The sequence below is a fragment of the Pseudoalteromonas prydzensis genome, assembly GCF_001661495.1.
GTDB classification, from domain to species: Bacteria; Pseudomonadota; Gammaproteobacteria; order Enterobacterales; family Alteromonadaceae; genus Pseudoalteromonas; species Pseudoalteromonas prydzensis.
The window spans coordinates 191,650-211,886 of the sequence record NZ_BDDT01000006.1 but is presented as its reverse complement, the minus strand read 5'-3'; the positions used below and the strand labels follow the sequence as shown (position 1 = coordinate 211,886).

Annotated in this window: 13 protein-coding genes; 9 read left to right on the top strand and 4 right to left on the bottom strand. The window is 42.2% G+C overall.

Going from position 1 to position 20,237, the window contains the following annotated elements; all coding sequences use genetic code 11:
* The first annotated feature begins 6 nt into the window (after positions 1–6).
* Entirely contained in the window at positions 7–1,860 is a 1,854-nt protein-coding gene (locus A7968_RS13325; RefSeq protein ID WP_064667057.1) for a metallophosphoesterase family protein, read from the top strand.
* A gap of 15 nt (positions 1,861–1,875) precedes the next feature.
* Here A7968_RS13325 and A7968_RS13320 read toward each other — a convergent pair whose 3' ends face one another.
* Positions 1,876–2,694 (bottom strand): polysaccharide deacetylase family protein, encoded by an 819-nt coding sequence (locus A7968_RS13320; RefSeq protein WP_064667056.1) that lies wholly within the window; start codon positions 2,692–2,694, stop codon positions 1,876–1,878.
* Positions 2,695–3,045: 351 nt separating this feature from the next.
* A complete protein-coding gene (gene rsmF, locus A7968_RS13315; protein ID WP_064667055.1) occupies positions 3,046–4,482 on the bottom strand; it encodes a 16S rRNA (cytosine(1407)-C(5))-methyltransferase RsmF in 1,437 nt (478 codons plus the stop codon).
* A gap of 203 nt (positions 4,483–4,685) precedes the next feature.
* Between rsmF and A7968_RS13310 the strand changes: the two genes are divergently transcribed.
* From A7968_RS13310 to A7968_RS13275, 8 genes are all read left to right on the top strand, one after another.
* Positions 4,686–5,390, top strand: a complete 705-nt coding sequence (locus A7968_RS13310) for a GntR family transcriptional regulator (RefSeq protein ID WP_064667054.1) — start codon at positions 4,686–4,688, stop codon at positions 5,388–5,390.
* Between the two features lie 67 nt (positions 5,391–5,457).
* Positions 5,458–6,330, top strand: coding sequence for a methylisocitrate lyase (gene prpB / locus A7968_RS13305; RefSeq protein ID WP_064667053.1), 873 nt, complete (start codon positions 5,458–5,460; stop codon positions 6,328–6,330).
* Positions 6,331–6,354: 24 nt separating this feature from the next.
* Positions 6,355–7,479, top strand: a complete 1,125-nt coding sequence (prpC, locus tag A7968_RS13300) for a bifunctional 2-methylcitrate synthase/citrate synthase (protein ID WP_064667052.1) — start codon at positions 6,355–6,357, stop codon at positions 7,477–7,479.
* A 128-nt stretch (positions 7,480–7,607) separates the two neighbouring features.
* Positions 7,608–10,214 carry a Fe/S-dependent 2-methylisocitrate dehydratase AcnD gene (acnD, locus tag A7968_RS13295; protein WP_064667051.1) on the top strand — a complete coding sequence of 869 codons (2,607 nt, stop codon included), beginning with the start codon at positions 7,608–7,610 and terminating at the stop codon, positions 10,212–10,214.
* Between the two features lie 9 nt (positions 10,215–10,223).
* Positions 10,224–11,402 (top strand): 2-methylaconitate cis-trans isomerase PrpF, encoded by a 1,179-nt coding sequence (prpF, locus tag A7968_RS13290; RefSeq protein ID WP_064667050.1) that lies wholly within the window; start codon positions 10,224–10,226, stop codon positions 11,400–11,402.
* 420 nt (positions 11,403–11,822) lie between these two features.
* Positions 11,823–14,888, top strand: a complete 3,066-nt coding sequence (locus tag A7968_RS13285) for a hypothetical protein (protein ID WP_064667049.1) — start codon at positions 11,823–11,825, stop codon at positions 14,886–14,888.
* Positions 14,889–14,947: 59 nt separating this feature from the next.
* The gene (locus tag A7968_RS13280; protein ID WP_064667048.1) at positions 14,948–16,039 is read left to right on the top strand and encodes a hypothetical protein; all 1,092 of its coding nucleotides are present in this window, start codon (positions 14,948–14,950) and stop codon (positions 16,037–16,039) included.
* Positions 16,040–16,047: 8 nt separating this feature from the next.
* Positions 16,048–17,922: a hypothetical protein gene (locus A7968_RS13275; protein WP_064667047.1), complete on the top strand. Its 1,875-nt coding sequence runs from the start codon at positions 16,048–16,050 to the stop codon at positions 17,920–17,922.
* A gap of 40 nt (positions 17,923–17,962) precedes the next feature.
* Here the strand turns inward: A7968_RS13275 and A7968_RS13270 are convergent, their stop codons facing one another.
* On the bottom strand, positions 17,963–18,805 hold the full coding sequence (locus A7968_RS13270; RefSeq protein WP_064667046.1) for a substrate-binding periplasmic protein: 843 nt from the start codon (positions 18,803–18,805) through the stop codon (positions 17,963–17,965).
* 167 nt (positions 18,806–18,972) lie between these two features.
* Positions 18,973–20,193, bottom strand: coding sequence for a molybdopterin molybdotransferase MoeA (gene moeA / locus A7968_RS13265; protein WP_064667045.1), 1,221 nt, complete (start codon positions 20,191–20,193; stop codon positions 18,973–18,975).
* Positions 20,194–20,237: the final 44 nt, after the last annotated feature.

The window sequence follows — 20,237 nt, the reverse complement described above, 5'->3', positions numbered from 1 at the left end:
TAGCGTATGAGCACAGCATCACTCCCAGAACTATTAATGGGGCCGATGGTGCGCCGTGCCGATGCCAAAGGGGTGTGTTTTCAATTTGCTACCAGCACCCCTTCACAATATCGCATTGAGCTGGATAACATTGATACCTATAGTGAACAGCACAGCATTGCACTTGGTAGCAAACTGTTTTTGCATTTCATTGTATTAAAATCGATTAATGAAAACCTACCGACGGATGAATTGCTTAGCTATCGCTTATATAACGATAAGCAGCAAGTTGATCTCAGTCTTTTTTGTTATGATGGCAAAACAACCCCAGAGTTTGTGATCCCGCAAACACTTGAGCAGATATTTCATGGCTCGTGCCGTAATCCGCATCACCCAGCGCAAGATAGCCTAGTTGCAGCGCAGCGATGGCAAGCAGCACAGCGCACGCAAGGCAAACCGGGAGCAGATATATTATTACTGTCGGGCGATCAAGTGTATGCCGATGATGTTGCAGGCGCGATGTTAATCGCCATCTATCGGCTGATTGAATTACTGGGCATTTACAAAGAACAGCCACTGGATATTGCATTGCCAGAGGAACTCTCAGAGCAACTTTATCAACGTCACCTATTTTTACCTAAAATGCCGTGGCAGCAGAGAAATAAAATAGGTGTGGGCTATTGGCTAAAAAAAGACGAACCGCATTTCTCCAGTTTAAAAGCTGCTAATCACTTAGTCTCATTTGAAGAGTTTATCGCGCTGTACTTACTTAATTTTAGTCCCGTTGTTTGGTCGTTAATTGATTTACAGTCAATCAGCTATCAGGCTAAAACAGCTAAATGCCAACAACTTTTTGAGAGTGAAAAGCAGGCGTTAACTGAATTTAGTCAAGGACTACAAGAGGTACAGCGATTATTTGCCAATGTATCAACACTGATGATGTTTGATGATCATGATGTCACTGATGACTGGAATTTAACCGCCGGCTGGGAGCAAGTGATTTATCAGCATCCAGTGAGTAGGCGGATTGTTAATAATGGCTTGATCAGTTATTGGTTGATGCAAGGCTTTGGTAATGATGCAGGGGTTAAAACGGGAGCGTTAGTTGATGATTTTAAAGCCAGTTTAAGCAATCAAAAGCAATGGCAATTTAAAGCATTTGATAAAACGGTATTGGACTTTAATCATTGGCATTATGAGCTCAATACGGTGCCTAAAGTAGTGGTGCTGGATACGCGTACGCACCGCTGGCGCAATGAGCAAAACTTTAATGAACCTTCGGGCTTACTTGATTGGGAGCGCCTTACTGAACTTGAAAACAGTCTGCTAACCCATGAACAAGTTATTATAGTGTCGCCTGCGCCCGTGTTTGGGGTGAAATCAATAGAAGCTATTCAAGCGTTATTTAATATGTGTGGCCAGCCTTTATTGGTCGATGTAGAAAATTGGATGGCGCACGAAGGCTCTGCAAAAAAATTACTCGATACCTTTCGCCGCGACGATACCCCCAAAGAAACCCTGATTTTATCGGGAGATGTGCATTATTCATTTTGTTTCTCAGTGCAAAAACGCTTTGGCAAACATCCAAACCGCATTTGGCAGCTCACCGCCAGTGGCATCAAAAATGAGTTTCCCCGTAAATTAATTAATATTCTTGATAAGCTCGACTCGATTCTATACGCACCAAAAAGCCCGTTAAACTTTTTTACCAAGCGTTGGCATATGGAGGTTGATAAACATCAAACGAAGGGCGATGGCCAAAAGTATTTAGTCAGTGATGCAGCAATTAGTTTGATTGACCTCAAAGCAGGTAAGCTTGCCCGCTATCAACTTATTCATGCTGATAGCCGCACCACAGAGTTTGATTTAAATGATAATTAAGTGGCTTGAGCTAATCTACTTTTTACGGTTAGCTCTAACGTAATCACCCACATTACTGACGGTATCAATCCAGTATCCATTGTCAGGGTCTTGTAAATACACAAGCAACTGCTCGAGCACTTTAGCATCTGTGGTGTATTGATCCCCTTTACCAATCTCATGGCCTGCTAAAATTAACCAAGCATTATTTTCACGAAGTTGTTCTAACATAGTGATGATCTCAGCAAAGCTCAGACCGTCAATTCTTAGCCCGGTTAGCTGTGCAAAGTCGGTAAAATTTGGGTTATTTGCAGATTCATCTAACCAAGTGCGGCCACTATCAAAATGCTTGGCAATAATTGGCACATAACTTTTAGTATTAATCCCGCGGCCAACAAAGGTGTTACCGCAAGGGTAGGCAAAAGCGCGCGGTGTGACGCCGAGTTGCTCTTTTATGTATGTTTGTGCACTGAGAATATCATTTTCAAGCCAAGCTAGGGTGGTTTCTTCCAGTGATAGGTTTTGCTTACGTAACCATTCAAAGTTACCCGTACAGACATGACTGCTGGTATGGTTTGCAATTTCATGGCCCGATTTTACAGCGTCTTGCCATTTAGTTAGACGTTCTTTAACGTTAAAAGGGGAAACATAAAAAGTGGCTTTGGCATGGTGTTTGTTTAATATTGCCGTGCCGATATCAACTTGACTGTGTCGGGCATCATCAAAAGTAATGCTCACGGCATTTTGTGCTTTACCTGGATACTGGAAACCAAGGTATAGGCTGGAATCTTTAGCAAAGCTTGCGTTACTGACAAATAGTGCAGCCATTGTAATGATTGAAAGTTGTTTAAGCATAGCAGGTCATCGTTATTGTTTTTACGCATTATAGAAACAATAAATGAGTGTAAAAGCAATTGATTATCATAAATTACGACTATTAGATAATGGCAAAAAAACGCCCAGAACGAATCCGCATTGTTCTGGGCTTAGGGGATGGCTCTAGTGAGCCTGCGCTAACTTTAAAAACACCTTCTAAATTCATTAAGGGAGAAGTAGAAAGTAATATTAAGTGTAGTTAACAGATGTAAAAATGCCCAATAAATGATGAAATTTTATACTGCTTATAAAACAGTTATTTGTCTTAAAATTCCTCAAACAGTATGAATTTTATCCATCACTTGTAGGCAGCTTATGCACAGCTTATTCTCACCAGGTTATTAATTGATTATTTTGTACCAGATCCCGCGGTAGGGAATTTTTAATTTTATTTTTTTGCCATTTACCCAGCCCGATAGGGCAGCCACATAAGGTTAAAACTACTTCACCTAAGGCGTTGGTGGGTTTATCTAAGCGAATATCTTTGCCTTGAAAATAATCATTAGCTTGCTGATCAGTCAGTGCGAAGGTATTAAGTTTACAACGATCGCCAAACACAGTGGCAAATTCGTGGTTTAGCCGTACGCCATTTTTATGGAGCATGCCAAGCTGGATCCCTAAACGCGCGTACTTTATTTTATTTTCAATGGCAGCAAACTCTTCTGGAAACAACCACAGCTCTTTATCCCGTTGCATTAACGAACCGCTCAGCGCCGTGATGCCAAATTGCTTTTTTAATTCAGCGTAAAAAGCCTGACTGGGCTTTTTGTCAAACGGCTGAAACGGAAATGCACCTTTTTTAACTTTTAGATTCGGATTATCAGTGCTTGCAAGCTTTTTAAATTTAGCAATAAAAAACCCTTCACTGTCGAATGTTTGCGGCCAAACATGTAAATAACCCTCTGCTGTTGTAGCGCGCTCAGCACCAGCAAATAAGTTATCTAAAGGTTGCACGGCCAATTGCTCAGGAAATTCATTTAAAAGGTACTCACACACTTGTTGATTTTCAAGCGGTGTCAATGTGCAGGTTGAATAGACTAACGTGCCACCTGGTTTTAATGCATAAAAGGCACTTTTGATCAGATCCTTTTGTACTTTTGCGATATCAATATTTGATTCGATTGACCAGTTTTTTAACGCATCTGCGTCCTTGCGCACGGTACCTTCGCCTGAGCAGGGGGCGTCGAGTAAAATACTGTCAAAGCATTCAAACATGTAGTCGCCAAAAATCACTCCATCAAAATGCGATAAGGCACAATTACCCACCCCCATGCGTTTTAAGGTGGCACTGAGTACTTTTAACCGTGATGACGATAATTCATTGGCAACCAGTACGCCTTGGTTATCCATTAGTGCGGCGAGCTGTGAGGTTTTAGAGCCTGGCGCCGAGGCCATATCAAGGACATGCTGTGCCTGGGCTAATGACTCTTTTAGTGCCATAGGTGGCAACATGGAGCTTGCTTCTTGCACATACATAGCACCACTTAAATGTAAATCGGTATTACCCAGTGCCAGTGCTTGTTCTTCCTCTGCAGGGCGCTCTAGCCAAAAACCTTCTTCGCACCAAGGCACAGGTGTTAACTGCCAGCCTTTTTGTTCAGCAATACGTTTAAATTCAACAACCGACATTTTTAAGGTATTGACGCGAATTGATTTACGCAGTGGCCTGCGACAGGCACTAATAAAATCAGCAAGATCCAAGTGCTCAGGTATATAGGTGTTTACGTCATCGATAAAATGCTGAGGAATATACGTGTTGGCGTCCAAGACTAAGCTCACAGATAAAAATAAAAGCGCATTTTAGCACTTTTAACGCACAAGAGCAGCGCCTGAGTTGAGATTTTAACAGTACTTGCCATGTCGACAATAATTGTGTTTTTGTGATTTTTCTGCTGAATTAGGCTTGACTCTGTTAGCACGAACTACCATAGTGTCAATACGAATTGTCGACAATCTTAAAGAAGTGATTAATGACCCAAGATGCTTTTAGCGAAACACTCATTACCACAGCCTCAGATCAAGTGTTTGTAGATATGCGCCGTGAGATAGTTGAAGGCAGCATTGAGCAAGGTAGCAAGATTTCTGAGCCGGAGCTGGCAAAGCGTTATGGCGTAAGCCGTGCCACATTACGCGAAGCATTAAACCGCCTTGAAAGTTGTTACTTGGTTGAGCGAAAAGCCAATGTAGGGTGTCGGGTTGTTGCCTTGACCGCTGAGCGGTTAATCGAAGTATACCAAGTTCGCAGCGCCCTTGAGGGCTTAGCCTGTCGTTTAGCTGCCGACAATATGGCACCTGATGAAGTGCAAAGTTTAAAACAATTACTCAATCAGCATTTACAAACTCAGCGAGTCAAAGAAGGTGAGTCTTACTACCAAGAAGCGGGCGATTTAGATTTTCATTACCGGATTATTAAAGGCAGTAAAAATGACCACCTTATTCATTTATTGAGTAACGGGCTTTATCAGTTAATTCGTATGTATCGAGTGCAAATGGGCATGGTTGGGCCGCGCGTATCAAAAGCGTTTGATGAACATTTAGCTATTATCAATGCGATTGAAAATCACGATGGTGAGCTGGCTGAGTTATTAATGAAGCGCCATATCAGAGCATCGCAAGCCAACATACAAACAAAATTTAACTTACATGCCGCGCAAAATGAGCGCGCAGAGCAGTAAAAACGTCATATTAAACCATTAAAAAATACAAGTTGTTATAGAGCAACCCCGTTCAAAGGAGACAGCAATGTCAGCAGGATCAAAGTTCAAACAGGCGATTGCCAATAATCATCCACTGCAAGTGGTGGGCACAATCAACGCATACACTGCAATGATGGCTGAAAAAATGGGCCATCAAGCTATTTACTTATCAGGTGCGGGAGTGGCGAATGCCTCTTTCGGTATGCCTGATCTCGGTATGACCAGCCTTGATAATGTGCTGGAAGATATTCGCCGTATTACTGGTGCCAGTGACTTGCCACTGTTAGTGGATGCCGATACCGGTTGGGGCGGGGCGTTTAATATTGCCCGTACAGTAAAAGAAATGACTAAAGCGGGGGCTGCAGGGTTTCATATTGAAGATCAAGTAGCACAAAAGCGTTGTGGCCATCGTCCTAATAAAGAAATAGTCTCGCAAGCGGAAATGGTTGATCGTATTAAAGCGGCGGTTGATGCAAAAACGGATAGCGATTTTTACATTATGGCGCGTACTGATGCGTTTCAAAAAGAAGGTTTAAATGCCGCGATTGACCGTGCTGCTGCCTGCGTTGAAGCAGGCGCCGATGCGATATTTGCAGAAGCCGTACACGACCTTGCTGATTATCAAGCATTTACAAAAGCGCTTAGCGTGCCTGTTTTGGCCAACATTACAGAGTTTGGGCAAACGCCAATTTATACCAAAGAGCAGTTAAGTGATGTGGGTGTGCAACTGGTGCTTTACCCGTTAAGTGCGTTTAGAGCGATGAATAAAGCGGCATTAAATGTGTATTCAGCTATTTTAAATGAAGGCTCACAACAAAGCCAAATTGAAAACATGCAAACACGTGCTGAACTGTATGACTTTTTAGACTATCACAGCTATGAAAACACCCTTGATAGCCTTTTTTCAGCAAATAAATAATAACAACATTTAAGGAGAACACTCATGGTCGATAAAGCATTAGGTGGCGCAGGTTTACGTGGTCAAGTAGCGGGTCAAACAGCATTATGTACAGTAGGGCAAACAGGCTCTGGTTTAACTTACTGTGGTTATGATATTGCAGAGCTTGCAGAAAAAGCACAGTTTGAAGAAGTATCATTTTTACTTTCACGTGGTGAACTACCCACTGCAGCCGAACTTGCAGAATATAAAGCAAAACTCAAAAGCCTACGCGGCTTGCCAACAGCACTGAAAACAGTGCTTGAGAATATTCCAAAAGACGCGCATCCAATGGATGTGATGCGTACCGGTTGCTCTATGTTGGGTAACCTTGAAATGGAGCATGATTTTAGTCAAGCGAATGATGCCATTGATCGTATGGTTGCGGTATTCCCAAGTATTATTTGTTACTGGTATCGCTTTACTCATGATGGCGTGCGTATTGAAACGCAAACTGATGACGATTCAGTTGGTGCGCACTTTCTAACGTTATTACATGATAAAGCACCGTCTGAATTATTTGCACAAGTGATGAACGTGTCGCTTATTCTCTATGCAGAGCATGAGTTTAATGCTTCAACTTTTACTGGTCGTGTGTGCGCATCAACATTATCTGATATTCACTCATGTGTAACCGGTGCTATTGGTACTTTACGTGGGCCACTGCATGGCGGCGCAAATGAAGCTGCCATGGACATGATTGAAGGTTTTAAAGATGCCGATCATGCTGAGCAAGAAATCATGGGCATGTTAGCGCGTAAAGATAAAATTATGGGCTTTGGCCATGCCATTTACCGTGAATCCGATCCGCGTAACGTGATCATTAAAAAATGGTCAGAAAAACTCGCGGCAGAAGTAGGTGATGATGTACTTTATCCCGTGTCAGTACGCTGTGAAGAAATTATGTGGCGTGAGAAAAAATTATTCTGTAATGCCGATTTTTTCCATGCTTCGGCATATCACTTTATGGGTATTCCAACGAAATTATTTACCCCTATTTTTGTGATGAGCCGAGTGACCGGTTGGACTGCGCATGTAAAAGAGCAACGTGCTAACAACCGCATTATTCGTCCAAGTGCTGATTACACCGGGCCGGAAGCACGCAGCTATACGCCGATTGAATCACGTTAAGACACAGGGTGGGCGCATATGAGCCCACCGTTTTTTGCACATAGCCTTGAGCTGACAGTTTTTCTCAAACTTTCCTTAACCACGCTACCTGTGTGCAGCCACCGTCACCCAATTTAGCGAGTCTTACCATGACTATTATTAATAACAGCCAATACCGAAAACCGTTACCAAATAGCAACGTCGATTATTTTGACACCCAAGCCGCGGTTGATGCTATCAAACCGGGCGCATACGCAACACTGCCTTATACATCCCGTGTATTAGCCGAGAATTTAGTACGTCGCTGCGACCCCGATATGCTCAATGATGCGCTCAAACAAATTATAGAGCGCAAGCAAGACTTAGATTTCCCATGGTACCCAGCGCGGGTCGTCTGCCACGATATTTTAGGGCAAACCGCTTTAGTTGATTTAGCTGGCCTGCGCGATGCCATTGCTGCCAAAGGCGGCGATCCGGCCAAAGTTAACCCTGTGGTACCAACACAGCTGATTGTTGATCACTCATTAGCCGTTGAATACGCAGGGTTTGATCCTGATGCTTTTGAAAAAAACCGCGCTATTGAAGATAGACGCAACGATGACCGTTTCCACTTTATTAATTGGACCAAAACTGCGTTTAAAAATATTGATGTGATCCCACCGGGTAACGGCATTATGCATCAAATCAACCTTGAGAAAATGTCGCCGGTGATCCAAAACCGCGATGGCATTGCTTTTCCTGATACCTTAGTCGGTACTGATAGCCACACACCGCATGTTGATGCGTTAGGTGTGATTGCAGTTGGTGTGGGCGGTCTTGAAGCCGAAAGCGTGATGCTTGGCCGCGCCTCTTATATGCGTTTGCCTGATATCATCGGTGTTGAACTCAGTGGTAAGCGCCAGCCTGGTATTACGGCAACAGATATTGTGCTTGCGATCACCGAGTTTTTACGTGGCCAGCGTGTAGTATCAAGCTATTTAGAATTTTATGGTGAAGGGGCTGATGCACTGACTTTAGGTGATCGTGCCACAATTTCAAACATGACCCCAGAATTTGGTGCCACTGCCGCGATGTTTTATATCGACCAGATGACCATTGATTACTTACGCCTTACAGGGCGTGAAGAACAGCAAATTGCGCTCGTTGAAAACTACGCAAAAACCACCGGTCTGTGGAGTGATAGTTTAAAAACAGCGCAGTATGATCGGGTATTAAAATTTGATCTATCAAGCGTTGGCCGCAACATTGCTGGACCGTCAAATCCGCATCGTCGTGTTGCAACCAGTGACTTGGCAGCGCAGGGGATCTCTGGGGTGGTTGAAAATGAAGCAGGTTTAATGCCGGACGGCGCGTGTATTATTGCTGCTATCACTAGTTGTACAAATACTAGTAATCCACGTAACGTCATTGCAGCTGGTCTTATTGCGCGTAATGCTAACGCTAAGGGCTTAACTCGCAAGCCATGGGTTAAAACCTCATTAGCACCGGGTTCAAAAACAGTGCAATCGTATCTTGAAGATGCCAAATTACTGTCAGAACTAGAGCAACTTGGTTTTGGTATTGTTGGCTTTGCCTGCACCACTTGTAATGGTATGAGTGGCGCGCTGGATCCCGTTATTCAACAAGAAGTGATAGATCGTGATTTATACGCCACGGCAGTGCTTTCGGGTAATCGTAATTTTGATGGCCGTATTCACCCGTACGCTAAGCAAGCATTTTTAGCGTCTCCGCCATTAGTAGTTGCCTATGCCATTGCAGGAACTATTCGTTTTGATATTGAAAAAGACGTGCTGGGTAAAGATCAGCAAGGTAACGATGTTACGCTAAAAGATATTTGGCCGTCGGATGAAGAAATCGATGCGGTTATTAAACAAAGCGTAAAACCTGAGCAGTATAAGAAGGTTTACGAGCCGATGTTTAATTTAACCGTTGATTACGGTGAAGATAACGACCCACTTTACGATTGGCGCCCACAAAGTACGTATATTCGTCGCCCGCCATATTGGGAAGGGGCGCTTGCTGGTGAGCGCACCATGAAAGGCATGCGTGCATTAGCGGTGCTTGGCGATAACATAACAACGGACCATTTATCGCCCTCGAATGCAATTATGGCCGACAGCGCAGCAGGTGAGTACTTAACACATATGGGTGTGCCAGAAGAAGACTTTAATTCCTATGCCACGCACCGTGGCGACCATTTAACCGCGCAGCGCGCAACGTTTGCTAACCCTAAATTATTCAATGAAATGGCGATTGAAAATGGCGAGGTAAAACAGGGCTCGTATACGCGAATTGAGCCAGAGGGCACAGTTACTCGGATGTGGGAAGCAATCGAAACTTATATGCAACGTAAACAGCCATTAATTATTGTTGCCGGTGCCGATTATGGCCAAGGTTCATCACGAGATTGGGCGGCCAAAGGCGTGTGTTTAGCGGGGGTGCAAGTGATTGCTGCAGAGGGCTTCGAACGCATTCACCGTACTAACTTAATTGGTATGGGGGTATTACCGCTGGAATTTACGGCGGGCACTACCCGTAAAACACTCAAGCTTGATGGCAGTGAAAGTTACGACGTAGCAGGCGAGCTTACTCCTGGTGGAAACGTTAATTTAATCATCACGCGAGTCGATGGCGAAGTACTTACGGTACCAACTAAATGCCGAATCGATACCCAAGAAGAATTATCTATCTATGCCGCAGGGGGTGTATTACAACGCTTTGCGCAAGACTTTTTAGAAGCCACGCAAAGCGCTTAAGGAACCCTAATGACATTTAAACCACAAATTAAAGTGCCTGCCACCTATATGCGCGGTGGCACCAGTAAAGGGGTGTTTTTTAATTTAACTGATTTGCCAGAGGCCGCCCAAGTGGCTGGCTCTGCGCGCGATAACTTGTTATTGCGTGTGATTGGTAGCCCAGATCCATATGGCAAGCAAACCGATGGTATGGGCGGGGCGACTTCTAGTACCAGTAAAACCGTTATTTTAAGTAAAAGTGAGCAAGTTGATCACGATGTTGATTACTTATTTGGCCAAGTTGCTATTGATAAAGCGTTTGTTGATTGGAGCGGGAACTGCGGTAATTTAACCTCGGCGGTAGGCGCATTTGCGATTAGCAATGGTCTTGTTGACGCTAGTCGCATTCCCGAGAACGGTGTGGCTGTAGTGCGGGTTTGGCAAGCGAATATCAAAAAAAGTATTTTAGTGCATGTGCCTATAACTAATGGAGAAGTCCAAGAAACTGGCGACTTTGAACTCGACGGCGTGACATTTCCAGCCGCTGAGGTAAAACTTGAGTTTATCGATCCTGCCGATGGTGATGGCGCGTTATTTCCTACAGGCAATATTGTTGACGAGCTTGAAGTGCCGGAGTTTGGCGTACTAAAAGCGACCATGATCAACGCCGGCATTCCTACCATTTTCGTTAATGCGCAGGATATTGGTTACACCGGCACTGAGCTGCAAGATGATATAAATAATGACGAACAAGCGTTAGCTAAGCTTGAGTCTATTCGTGCGCATGGTGCCGTAAAAATGGGCTTGATCGGTCATATTAGTGAAGCGGCAGCGCGTCAACATACACCAAAAGTGGCTTTTGTCAGTAAACCTACGAGCTATACCTCATCAAGTGGCAAAGCGATCAGCCAAGACAGTTTTGATCTACTGGTTCGCGCTATGTCGATGGGTAAGCTGCATCATGCCATGATGGGCACTGCCGCAGTGGCAATTGGTACCGCAGCGGCTATCAATGGCACTTTAGTGAACTTGGCTGCGGGTGGCGGTCAACTAAACGAAGTGAACTTTGGTCATCCTTCTGGCACGCTAAAAGTTGGCGCAGAAGCACAGCTTGTCGATGGTGATTGGCAGGTTACAAAAGCCAGTATGAGCCGCAGCGCTCGGGTACTTATGGAAGGTGTAGTAAGGGTACCTGCTGTAGGTAATTAAATTATAAATAAACGTCAAAGTGGCTTCCTGGCCACTTCTGTTCTTATCGTTATGTGAAGAAATGTGAACGGTTTTGTACTTAATTGTATCAACTCATTAACGCTTTGTGTGCGTATCTGCTGGCCAAAAATAATCAAAATTAAATAAGTTAATGTTTTTAAAAATATTTTATTTGTATTTCTAGGTTGAGAATAAGAAGTTGAACAATCGGTTAGTTCATATTTTATACTAATAATTAAAATTACATTTTTCCATAAATTGTCATATATTAGTGGTAAGTTGATAACAAGTAATAACAAATGTAGATTATTCCGTTAACCAGATACGGTTGGATACATAATTTTAACTTAAATGACTGTTGATAATCATATAGGCTACGTTTTAACAGTGATATTTGCTAACAAGCATCAGGAGATTTTAATGGCGAAAACAATAATAAAATTTACCCCAATTGCAGCCTCGGTTGCATTGACCCTCGGATTAGCGGGTTGTGGTTCGGATAATGATAATAACAAACCAGTTCCAGCTACTGTATATAAAGCGCAGATCAGTACTAACTTCAATACTCAAGTGTCAGGTAAAGCCGTAAAAGGGTCGTTGATGAATGCGGCAGTGGCCGTGTCGACGCTAAATGAGGCAGGTGAAACTGTGCCAGTTGCATTTCGTTTAGAAGCCGCTGCGGATGCAAGTTATACTGCAGAGTCGACAACGTCTCAAGCGGATGCCGATGCAAAAGCTCTTGCTATGTTAACGGCTGCTAATCCTGCTGATGCAATGACATCAGCCTCAGGTGGTTATAGCATTTACCTTGAAGATGGTTTTACTGGTCCACTTTATATTACGGTAAGCACTTCGAAAGAAGGTGACGACAGTATGGTGAAGTGCGATTCTTTCACTGGCTGTGGTGATTATGACAGCGCACCTGAAATGTCAGAAGTCGCTGGTATGGTTAACAATGGTGATACTAGCATTGATTTTGGTGAATGGTATAAAGACGATCTTGAATTACAAGTTGTTAAATTTATCAAAGCCCCATCCGCAGCTGCTGCGAGTGTTCGTGGTATTAACTTTGCTGAAGGTGATGGCACGGGTGTAGAGCAATATTTTGCTAATGTGACTCTTTTCACAAGTATTGCCGCAAAAATGCTCGTTGATGGCGCTAAAAATGGAAATGCAGTGTCAGATGAAGCTGTTGCTGCAGCAAGTTTAAAAACTTTGATTCAAATATTAGGTCCTGAAGCTGCTATAAAAGCCGCTGGTCTGTTAGGTGACGTTTCACTCGGTGGGGCTGTTGATTTTAGTGATATTGTTGATGGCGATTCGCTTGATGCAGGTACACTGGCATTAGTGCAAACAGCTGTTTCTTTACAATCTATTGCAGGGGCTGGTGCGAATGGTTCATTAAAAGATTTGATCGCAAGTTTATCTGCTGCGGTTCAAGAAGGTAAAGTAATCAATAGCGACAATGAAGTTGTGCAAAAAATTGCTGCTGAATTACAAAAGGCAGTTGAAAACACCAGTTTAATTTTTGCTGCTGTGATCACCGGTGAAGGTATCGACGAAGCATTTGCAAAAGTAGCTGAAAACTTAGGCATTACAGATGCGGATGCGATTGCAAAATTAAAAGATAAAGCCACCAAAGCGGTAGAGAAAGTTCAAGCAAAAGCAAAAGAAAAGGGTCTTGATAAAGACTTAAAAGAAACGGCTAAGCAACTTAAAAAAATACTTAAGAAAATTGGTTGTGAAAACAACTGTGAAGCAGGCGATGACTTTATCGCAAAAGCTGCAGCAGAGTTAGAACTACAAATAACGGCTTTGACAGCTGAGTTAGCAACTGCAGAAACTTCCGTTTCGGCAGGAGCGGCTGAGCTTGCTACAGTAAAAGCATTAGGCGACGCAGGCTTAGATACAACTGAGCAAGTTTTAGCGTATAGCGGTGCTGTATTTAGTTTGTCAGCTCAACAAGTAATGTATAGCCAGTTACAACTAGAACTAACAGGTAAACTGGCATCAGCACGAGCGATTGCTGCAACTGCTGCTAGCTTAGGTGAGCAATATCAACAATTAGCTGATCAAGCGAGTGCACTTGCTAATGATGTCGCAACACAATTAGCAGCAGTGACTGTTTTAGTTGCTGGTATTAGTGATGAAGTTACCCGCTCAGATGAAGCGGTCGCAGCGTTAGGTTTAGAACTTGATGTAGCTAAAAATAATGCACAGCTTGCATCTGCAAGTTTAGATGCAGCAAGCGATGCTGTAATGACTGCACAAGCTGATTTAGCAACAGCAATGATTGCTGTTGATGCAGCTATGCTTGATAACCAAACCAATGCGCAGCTTGCGCTAACATCAGCACAAACGGCTATTGTCGCTGCTACAGACTTACTAGCAAAAGCATCTGCATTGGCAACTGCAGCCGAACAAGCAAAATCAGCTGCGGCCACACTGATGGATCTAGCGACCGAAGATGCTGATAAACAAATAGCAACTGCCTTGGCAGAAGACGCACAGTTGAGTGCAACTGCTGCAATCGCAGCAGATGAACAAGCAAGTATTGCCCTTGCAAGCGCTACCTCACTTGAATCAGAGGCTATGGCTGCTATTGCTACCTTTACAGTGTTAGTCGATGTGAAAGCAAGCACCGATGATATTCGTAATGTAACCTTGGTGACAAAATCTGGCGGTAAAGCATTATTTGATACCGCAGAAGTGATTTACGATGTGCTGAGTGAGGCCTGGGACTTAGGTGACGAAGGTAGCGATGTGGTTTCTACTCGTTACCCAGATTGGACTTATAGTTTTGATAAAGATGCGTTAGAGCTTGATTTAGCTAATACTGAAACTGGCGATATGATAACAGTAAATGGCTCAATCAATAACAAGGCAATTATATTTGCATTTGGTGGCATGGTTGAAACTGCAGATGGTGCCAAAATTCATGTGCAAACCATTGATGATATGAGTATTGCATTAGAAGACTGTATAGCTGCAAATACTGGTAGTATACCTAAAGACCAAGCAGATTCTTGTTTAGTCATTAACTTTGAAGACGAAGTATCCTCTGATACTGCTATTGATGGCAAAGTTTTATCGGTTGATGGCTGGAGTCGTGTTGAGATAATCGATCAAGACTCAGGCTTTGTAGGTACATTGAGCCTTAGTGGCACTGATATGTCTGAACTTGCTACGGTAAGTGCAATGGGTATGACAGGTGAAATAGATTTCACTGCAATGCTATCTCTTGATTGGGAAAATGAAGACGATATTTATGCAGTAGATGTCGAGCTTCATAATGATATAGGTTACAAACTGTCGTTAATGGCTGAAGAAGGTGAAGACTTTATGGGCAGCGTCAATGCAAATTTTGCAGGCGCCATGATGAAGTTTGGTACAGTAACAGAAATCACGAATGGTATTTCTGTTGAGTATATCGATGGCGAAGTAATCGATTACACCGACATTAGTTTCTTAGACTCATCTAAGTAACATAAAAAATAAGAGGGGGGAGTGATTCTCCCTCTTAAATAATAACAAGTGATATAAGTATGAAAAAAAAAATTCTCACGTTAGGATTTTCTGCATTTTTAATTACCCCATTTAGTTACGCTGAAGACAAGCTGCAAATATTCACCACCTTCGATTCTGAAGTTTACACAGAAGCACAACCTGTAAAAGCTTTTATTGATGACTTTGATGCGCCTTTGACATCTGGTGACAGCGCATTCACTTATAATGTTTTTGAATTTGGTGTTGGTTACGGTAATTTTAAGTTTGGTTTTCAAAGTCGTTTTGATTATGCATTAAATTTTGATCCCGATACTGCTTTGTATCTACATACTGAAAAAAATGACTTACCTTTTGAAGACAGACACTACAACTACTATTTAGACGGTAAACAAGCAACCAGTAATGGCCTATTCCTCTCATATGACTTTAAGTTTTTACAGGCGGATGCGCTGACCATCACCCCTAAATTAACCATATTTTCCAGTACGCACTATCAAGATGCTAATGTGCAAGGGCAAGTATATAGTGATGAAATTCAAGGCGCATTGACGGTCGATTATTACTTCTCAAAAGATATTTTATTTAAAAGATTTACCCCGGATGAGAACCCGTCAGGGATAGGCTACAGTTTTGATTTGTCTGCGCATTGGAAAGTAAATCAAGATCTAACTTTAGGCGTACTTGCACAAGACCTATTTTATGAAACTGAGTATGAACAAAGTGGTTTTGTAAATGGGTTTACCACAGAAGTACCATTTACCGAAAATGACGATGGCGATATTGTTACTGAGCCTACAGTTCGTTTAGCAACCTCTGAAAATGGTAACCAAGTCACGCATAAATTCGACATGCCAATGCGCATAAAAGTCTACGCGGATTATCGGATCAATGATTTGTTCTCAACGGAGCTTATGGTTAAACGATTTGATCAAGATACCTTTTCGCAGTTAAAAGGGCGGATGCATTTTTGGGATCATTGGGCCGTGATTGGTGGCTACGAAACAAAAAGTGAGGCCTTCTTGCTTGGTATCGAAAATGATTATTTTGGTTTAAATATTCAAACAGATAACTTAGATATAGATAAAGCCTATTATGCCAATATTAATTGGTATCTGAAGTGGGCGTTTTAAGGATCATGATGTTAAAAAAACTTTTATCAGTTAGTTTACTTATGTCATTGGTCGGCTGTGGTGGTTCATCAGATGATAGGCAAACCAGTATTGCGCCAGTGACAGTAGAAAGCACTTCGTCATTAGTGAGCTTTTACATTGCTCCTTGGCAATCTAAAACAGGCACGTTAACCCTAACTAATGATAATACGGGAAATGTACAAAGCATTGCGGTTGCAGATATTAACAATGTGACGTTATCTGCAGCGACATTAAATTTCTATCGTGTTGAATTTGTCTCAGATGGCACAACGATCCCTTGTCCAAGCTTTGCAGGTTGTGGTCGTACCTTTAGAGATAACCCGTATGATGAGAACAACAACCGGCGTCTTGATTATCAAGAAGTGATGGACATGACGCTGAGTTATCGGGCTGATTTTGTTGCTGCACCGGGTGAAAATAAACTGTATTTATCGCCAGTCAGTTCAGTTATCAGCGATGAGAATTTAGATATTACTTTAGAAAGTTTAAGTGCGACACCTTTTTACCACCTTACGCATAGTCAGTTAAATGATAATCTAGAAGCCGAATTATTAACTAACGCATTGACCTTTGGTGTTATTTTAAAAAGAGCCGCTGACCTTGAGGAGAGTTTAAATACAACTGGTAATAGTGTTATCGAACAACAAGCCCAGTTAGTTAGCTTGCCATTTTATCGCACTTATGCAGATCGTTATGTGTCAGAAAACTTACTAAATGTGAACGGCAACCAGTTACTGCAAGCAGTAGTAGGGGAAGTGAAACAAAAGTTGGCAAGCATCGGTGATGCACAAAACATAGCTACACGAGCACTTGAACAACCGCAATTACACTCTAAAGAACTACTAGAAGATGTACGCAACATATTGGGCGTTGCGCGGCTACAAGAGCAAAAATACAGTGATGAATTAACCGAAAATTTAACTGAGTTTGAGGATATATTAGATCAAGAGTCACAACAGACGCTCATCGTGCTGGCGAACGTACTATATGATGTGATTTATAATTTTTCACCTCTGAATGATACTGACGCAGGCATTTATACTTTACAAGGGCTGACAATTAATTATCAACACTCGCCTTACTCGTGGGAGATCACAGGGCAGTATGATAACCATGATGTGCAAATTGATTTAAGTATCCCACAATGGCGTGTAAGTGGCCTATTAGGAAATCAAGTTAGTGGCATTATGAACGCTAAAGTGACTGGCTCAGATACGCAATTAAATGTAGATGCGAGAGAATTAGTCGTGTCGTTTGATGGCACTGACGATCCATTCTCAGCTGAACAAAGTGAAACAACCGGGCAACTAAAAATTGCCACAAACGTTAGTTTAGAAAACGAACACAGTTCGTTAACAGGGGATATCAAGCTAACAGCCAATCGCTTTGTAACACCCTTTGAAGAACTTGTTACAGTACTGTCAGGCTTTGATTTTAAAGGGCAACTGATCAGCGAAAATCAAACAACCCCGTTTAATTTGCAAGCGATAGAAGCCACACCATTTATTGATGAAGTATCTGCGAATATTGTATTTGCAGTGCAATTGATGATGTCATTAAACGGTGCTAAAGATTTTCAATTTGCATATGTAGGTAGGTTGAATCGCTTAGCTGAAATTTCCAATGCAGAGCTTGCCTTACGATTAAAAAACAGAGCACTTGAAATAAACCTACGTACGGTAGGAAATAATATCAACGCAGTGATCAAAGGTGCGCAAGGGCGTTGGTTAGACGTTAAACAAAAAGGCCGTAATTACAGTGGCGGATTATATTTTGGCGACACGCAAATCGCAGATGTAACAGCGGTAAGAGGTGTACCGGGTATTTTATTCCCTGATGGCACATTTGAGTCATTGTTTTAACAATATAAAGGCGCTTATTTGCGAACATTTAAGCGCCCAGTTATTTGCGATTACACTGGTTTTTCTTTTCTTCAATATAGCTTAAAAGTTCACCTTGCTCTTTCATTTTATTTATCTCGTTATTGAGATCGGCTAAAATTTCCTGCCACTGTGGGTTTGCTTTACTTACCGAGTAATATAAAGGCTTGTAAGCAAGTGCAGGGGACAATGCCACCAGCGCATTTTTCATTTGCTGTTTTTCTGTTTCGAAGAGCTGAGACTTTTCAATACTTGCAATTAACACGTCAAAATCAGCTACAATCAAATCAACCCGCAGGTTCATGAGTAAATGAATTTGCTGGAACTCATTGTTAGCAACAATGGTACTAATTTGTTTTGAGTTAATCAGTTTGTCGAGTTCTGGAGTGTTTTTATACGAGCGAACGACACCAAGAGTTTGACCTTTTATTGACTCTAAACTGCCGTCATAGTTTGATTCTCTGCCGCTTAGCCCGATCAGTGACAAGTTGCCACCGGGTATCTCCGTGGATAAAGCCATTAAGTCGTTACGTGCTTTACCTTGCCTATTTTCTGACATAACTTCAGCATCAATAAAATACTCAGGAAACAAAATATCCGCATTGCCTAATTCTGCTGCTCTAAGCGCTCGCGCCCATGGGAAAAACTCTATATGTACACCATAGCCTTTTTGCAGCAGTAGTTTAACGGTTAGTTGAAAAAGCCAGCCATTGTTGCAAAGTGATTCATCAATATAGGGGGGCCAATTTAAAGTGACTAGCTTTAAACGTTTTTTGGCTTCAAGGTTATAAGCATAGCCATATTCATAGCGTACAGCTGGTGCAATGATCGTTTGCTCACCGACTTGATAAGCAACAGTGGTCATAGTCGCGTAGCCGCACCCACTGAACAAAAATAAAAAGAGTAAGTACTTTCTCATTTATTTGATAAGTTTTTGTAATTATCCTTACAGCTTAGTCGCATATGTACATTTAACAACTTAAAAAAGACGATAACTAAAGTTAATAAAAAGAATGAATTGCTAATGCCAATCTATTTACACATTTCAATTTCTACCCGCGAGCCTTCAGCTACATTTGCTGAATCCGCTGGGAGGACGATAAAGCAGTTTGCCTTACTCATCGATGTCAGCACGCCAGAACCTTGATAAGGCAGCGCGCTTACCGTGTAAAAGCCTTCGTTATCAATCGTTGCAATCGCTCTTTGAAAATCAGTGCGTCCAGGGCGTTTTTTAATTGCGGTGGTGGTAATAGCAGTGAGTTTATTTGTTTGTTCTGCGCGAGGTTGGGCTGAAAGGTAATTAAGTGCAGGGCATACTAGTTGCATAAAAGTCACCATTGCAGAGACTGGGTTGCCGGGTAAACCAAAAAAATAGCTGTTAGGAAGTTTACCAAACGCAAAAGGTTTACCTGGCTTCATGGCTATTTTCCAAAATCCGATCTCACCAATATCGTTCAGCACTTCCTTAGTATAATCAGCATCACCTACAGAGACCCCACCAGAACTAATGATAACATCAGCAGCTTGGTCAGCTTTTAAAAATGCGTCTTTTATCGCTGTTTTAGTATCTTTAATGATCCCTAAGTCAATAACGTCAAACGCAAGCTTTTGCAGTGATGAAATAAGTACCGGGCGATTGCTTTCATAAATTGCACCGGCTTTTAATGGCTGGCCGGGCAGTGTTAGTTCATCACCGGTTGAAAATACAGCGACGGTTAATTTTTTATAAACTGTTAATTGCTCAATGCCCAGCGAGGCAAGTAAACCTAGGTCAACTGGGGTTAGCTTATGGCCAATGGTTAAAACGGTTTCACCTTTGGTGATGTCTTCACCGGCGCGGCGGATGTTATCGGCCATTTTGATTTTTTGATTTATAGTGACGTGATTGCCTACTTTAGTGGCATTTTCTTGCATAATAACTGCGTCACAGCCTTTAGGTATGGGAGCACCGGTCATAATTCTAACGCACTCGCCTGGGCGTAACGGCTGCTCAAAGTATTCGCCAGCAAGCACGGTTCCGATAAGTTGATAGCTATTAGCTGACGATTGATAACAAATAGCGTAGCCATCCATTGCAGAGTTATCATGAATAGGCACATTTATGTTGGAGACTAGCTCTTTGGCTAAAACCCTATCTAAAGAATTGAACAGACTGATCTGTTCATGTTGTGCAATGGGTTTTATTGTCGATAAGATATTTTCAATCGCGTCTTCAACCGATAATAAAGCGGATGCATTAAAGCAGTCATTCATATATATTGATTCTTCTTATTCATTAGATAATTAAAACAATACTC

Coding starts and splice junctions, on each gene's coding strand:
- A7968_RS13325 (WP_064667057.1), top strand. CDS start 7: ATGAGCACAGCATCACTCCCAGAACTATTAATGGGGCCGATGGTGCGC.
- A7968_RS13320 (WP_064667056.1), bottom strand. CDS start 2,694: ATGCTTAAACAACTTTCAATCATTACAATGGCTGCACTATTTGTCAGT.
- A7968_RS13310 (WP_064667054.1), top strand. CDS start 4,686: ATGACCCAAGATGCTTTTAGCGAAACACTCATTACCACAGCCTCAGAT.
- prpB (WP_064667053.1), top strand. CDS start 5,458: ATGTCAGCAGGATCAAAGTTCAAACAGGCGATTGCCAATAATCATCCA.
- prpC (WP_064667052.1), top strand. CDS start 6,355: ATGGTCGATAAAGCATTAGGTGGCGCAGGTTTACGTGGTCAAGTAGCG.
- acnD (WP_064667051.1), top strand. CDS start 7,608: ATGACTATTATTAATAACAGCCAATACCGAAAACCGTTACCAAATAGC.
- prpF (WP_064667050.1), top strand. CDS start 10,224: ATGACATTTAAACCACAAATTAAAGTGCCTGCCACCTATATGCGCGGT.
- A7968_RS13285 (WP_064667049.1), top strand. CDS start 11,823: ATGGCGAAAACAATAATAAAATTTACCCCAATTGCAGCCTCGGTTGCA.
- A7968_RS13280 (WP_064667048.1), top strand. CDS start 14,948: ATGAAAAAAAAAATTCTCACGTTAGGATTTTCTGCATTTTTAATTACC.
- A7968_RS13275 (WP_064667047.1), top strand. CDS start 16,048: ATGTTAAAAAAACTTTTATCAGTTAGTTTACTTATGTCATTGGTCGGC.
- A7968_RS13270 (WP_064667046.1), bottom strand. CDS start 18,805: ATGACCACTGTTGCTTATCAAGTCGGTGAGCAAACGATCATTGCACCA.
- moeA (WP_064667045.1), bottom strand. CDS start 20,193: ATGAATGACTGCTTTAATGCATCCGCTTTATTATCGGTTGAAGACGCG.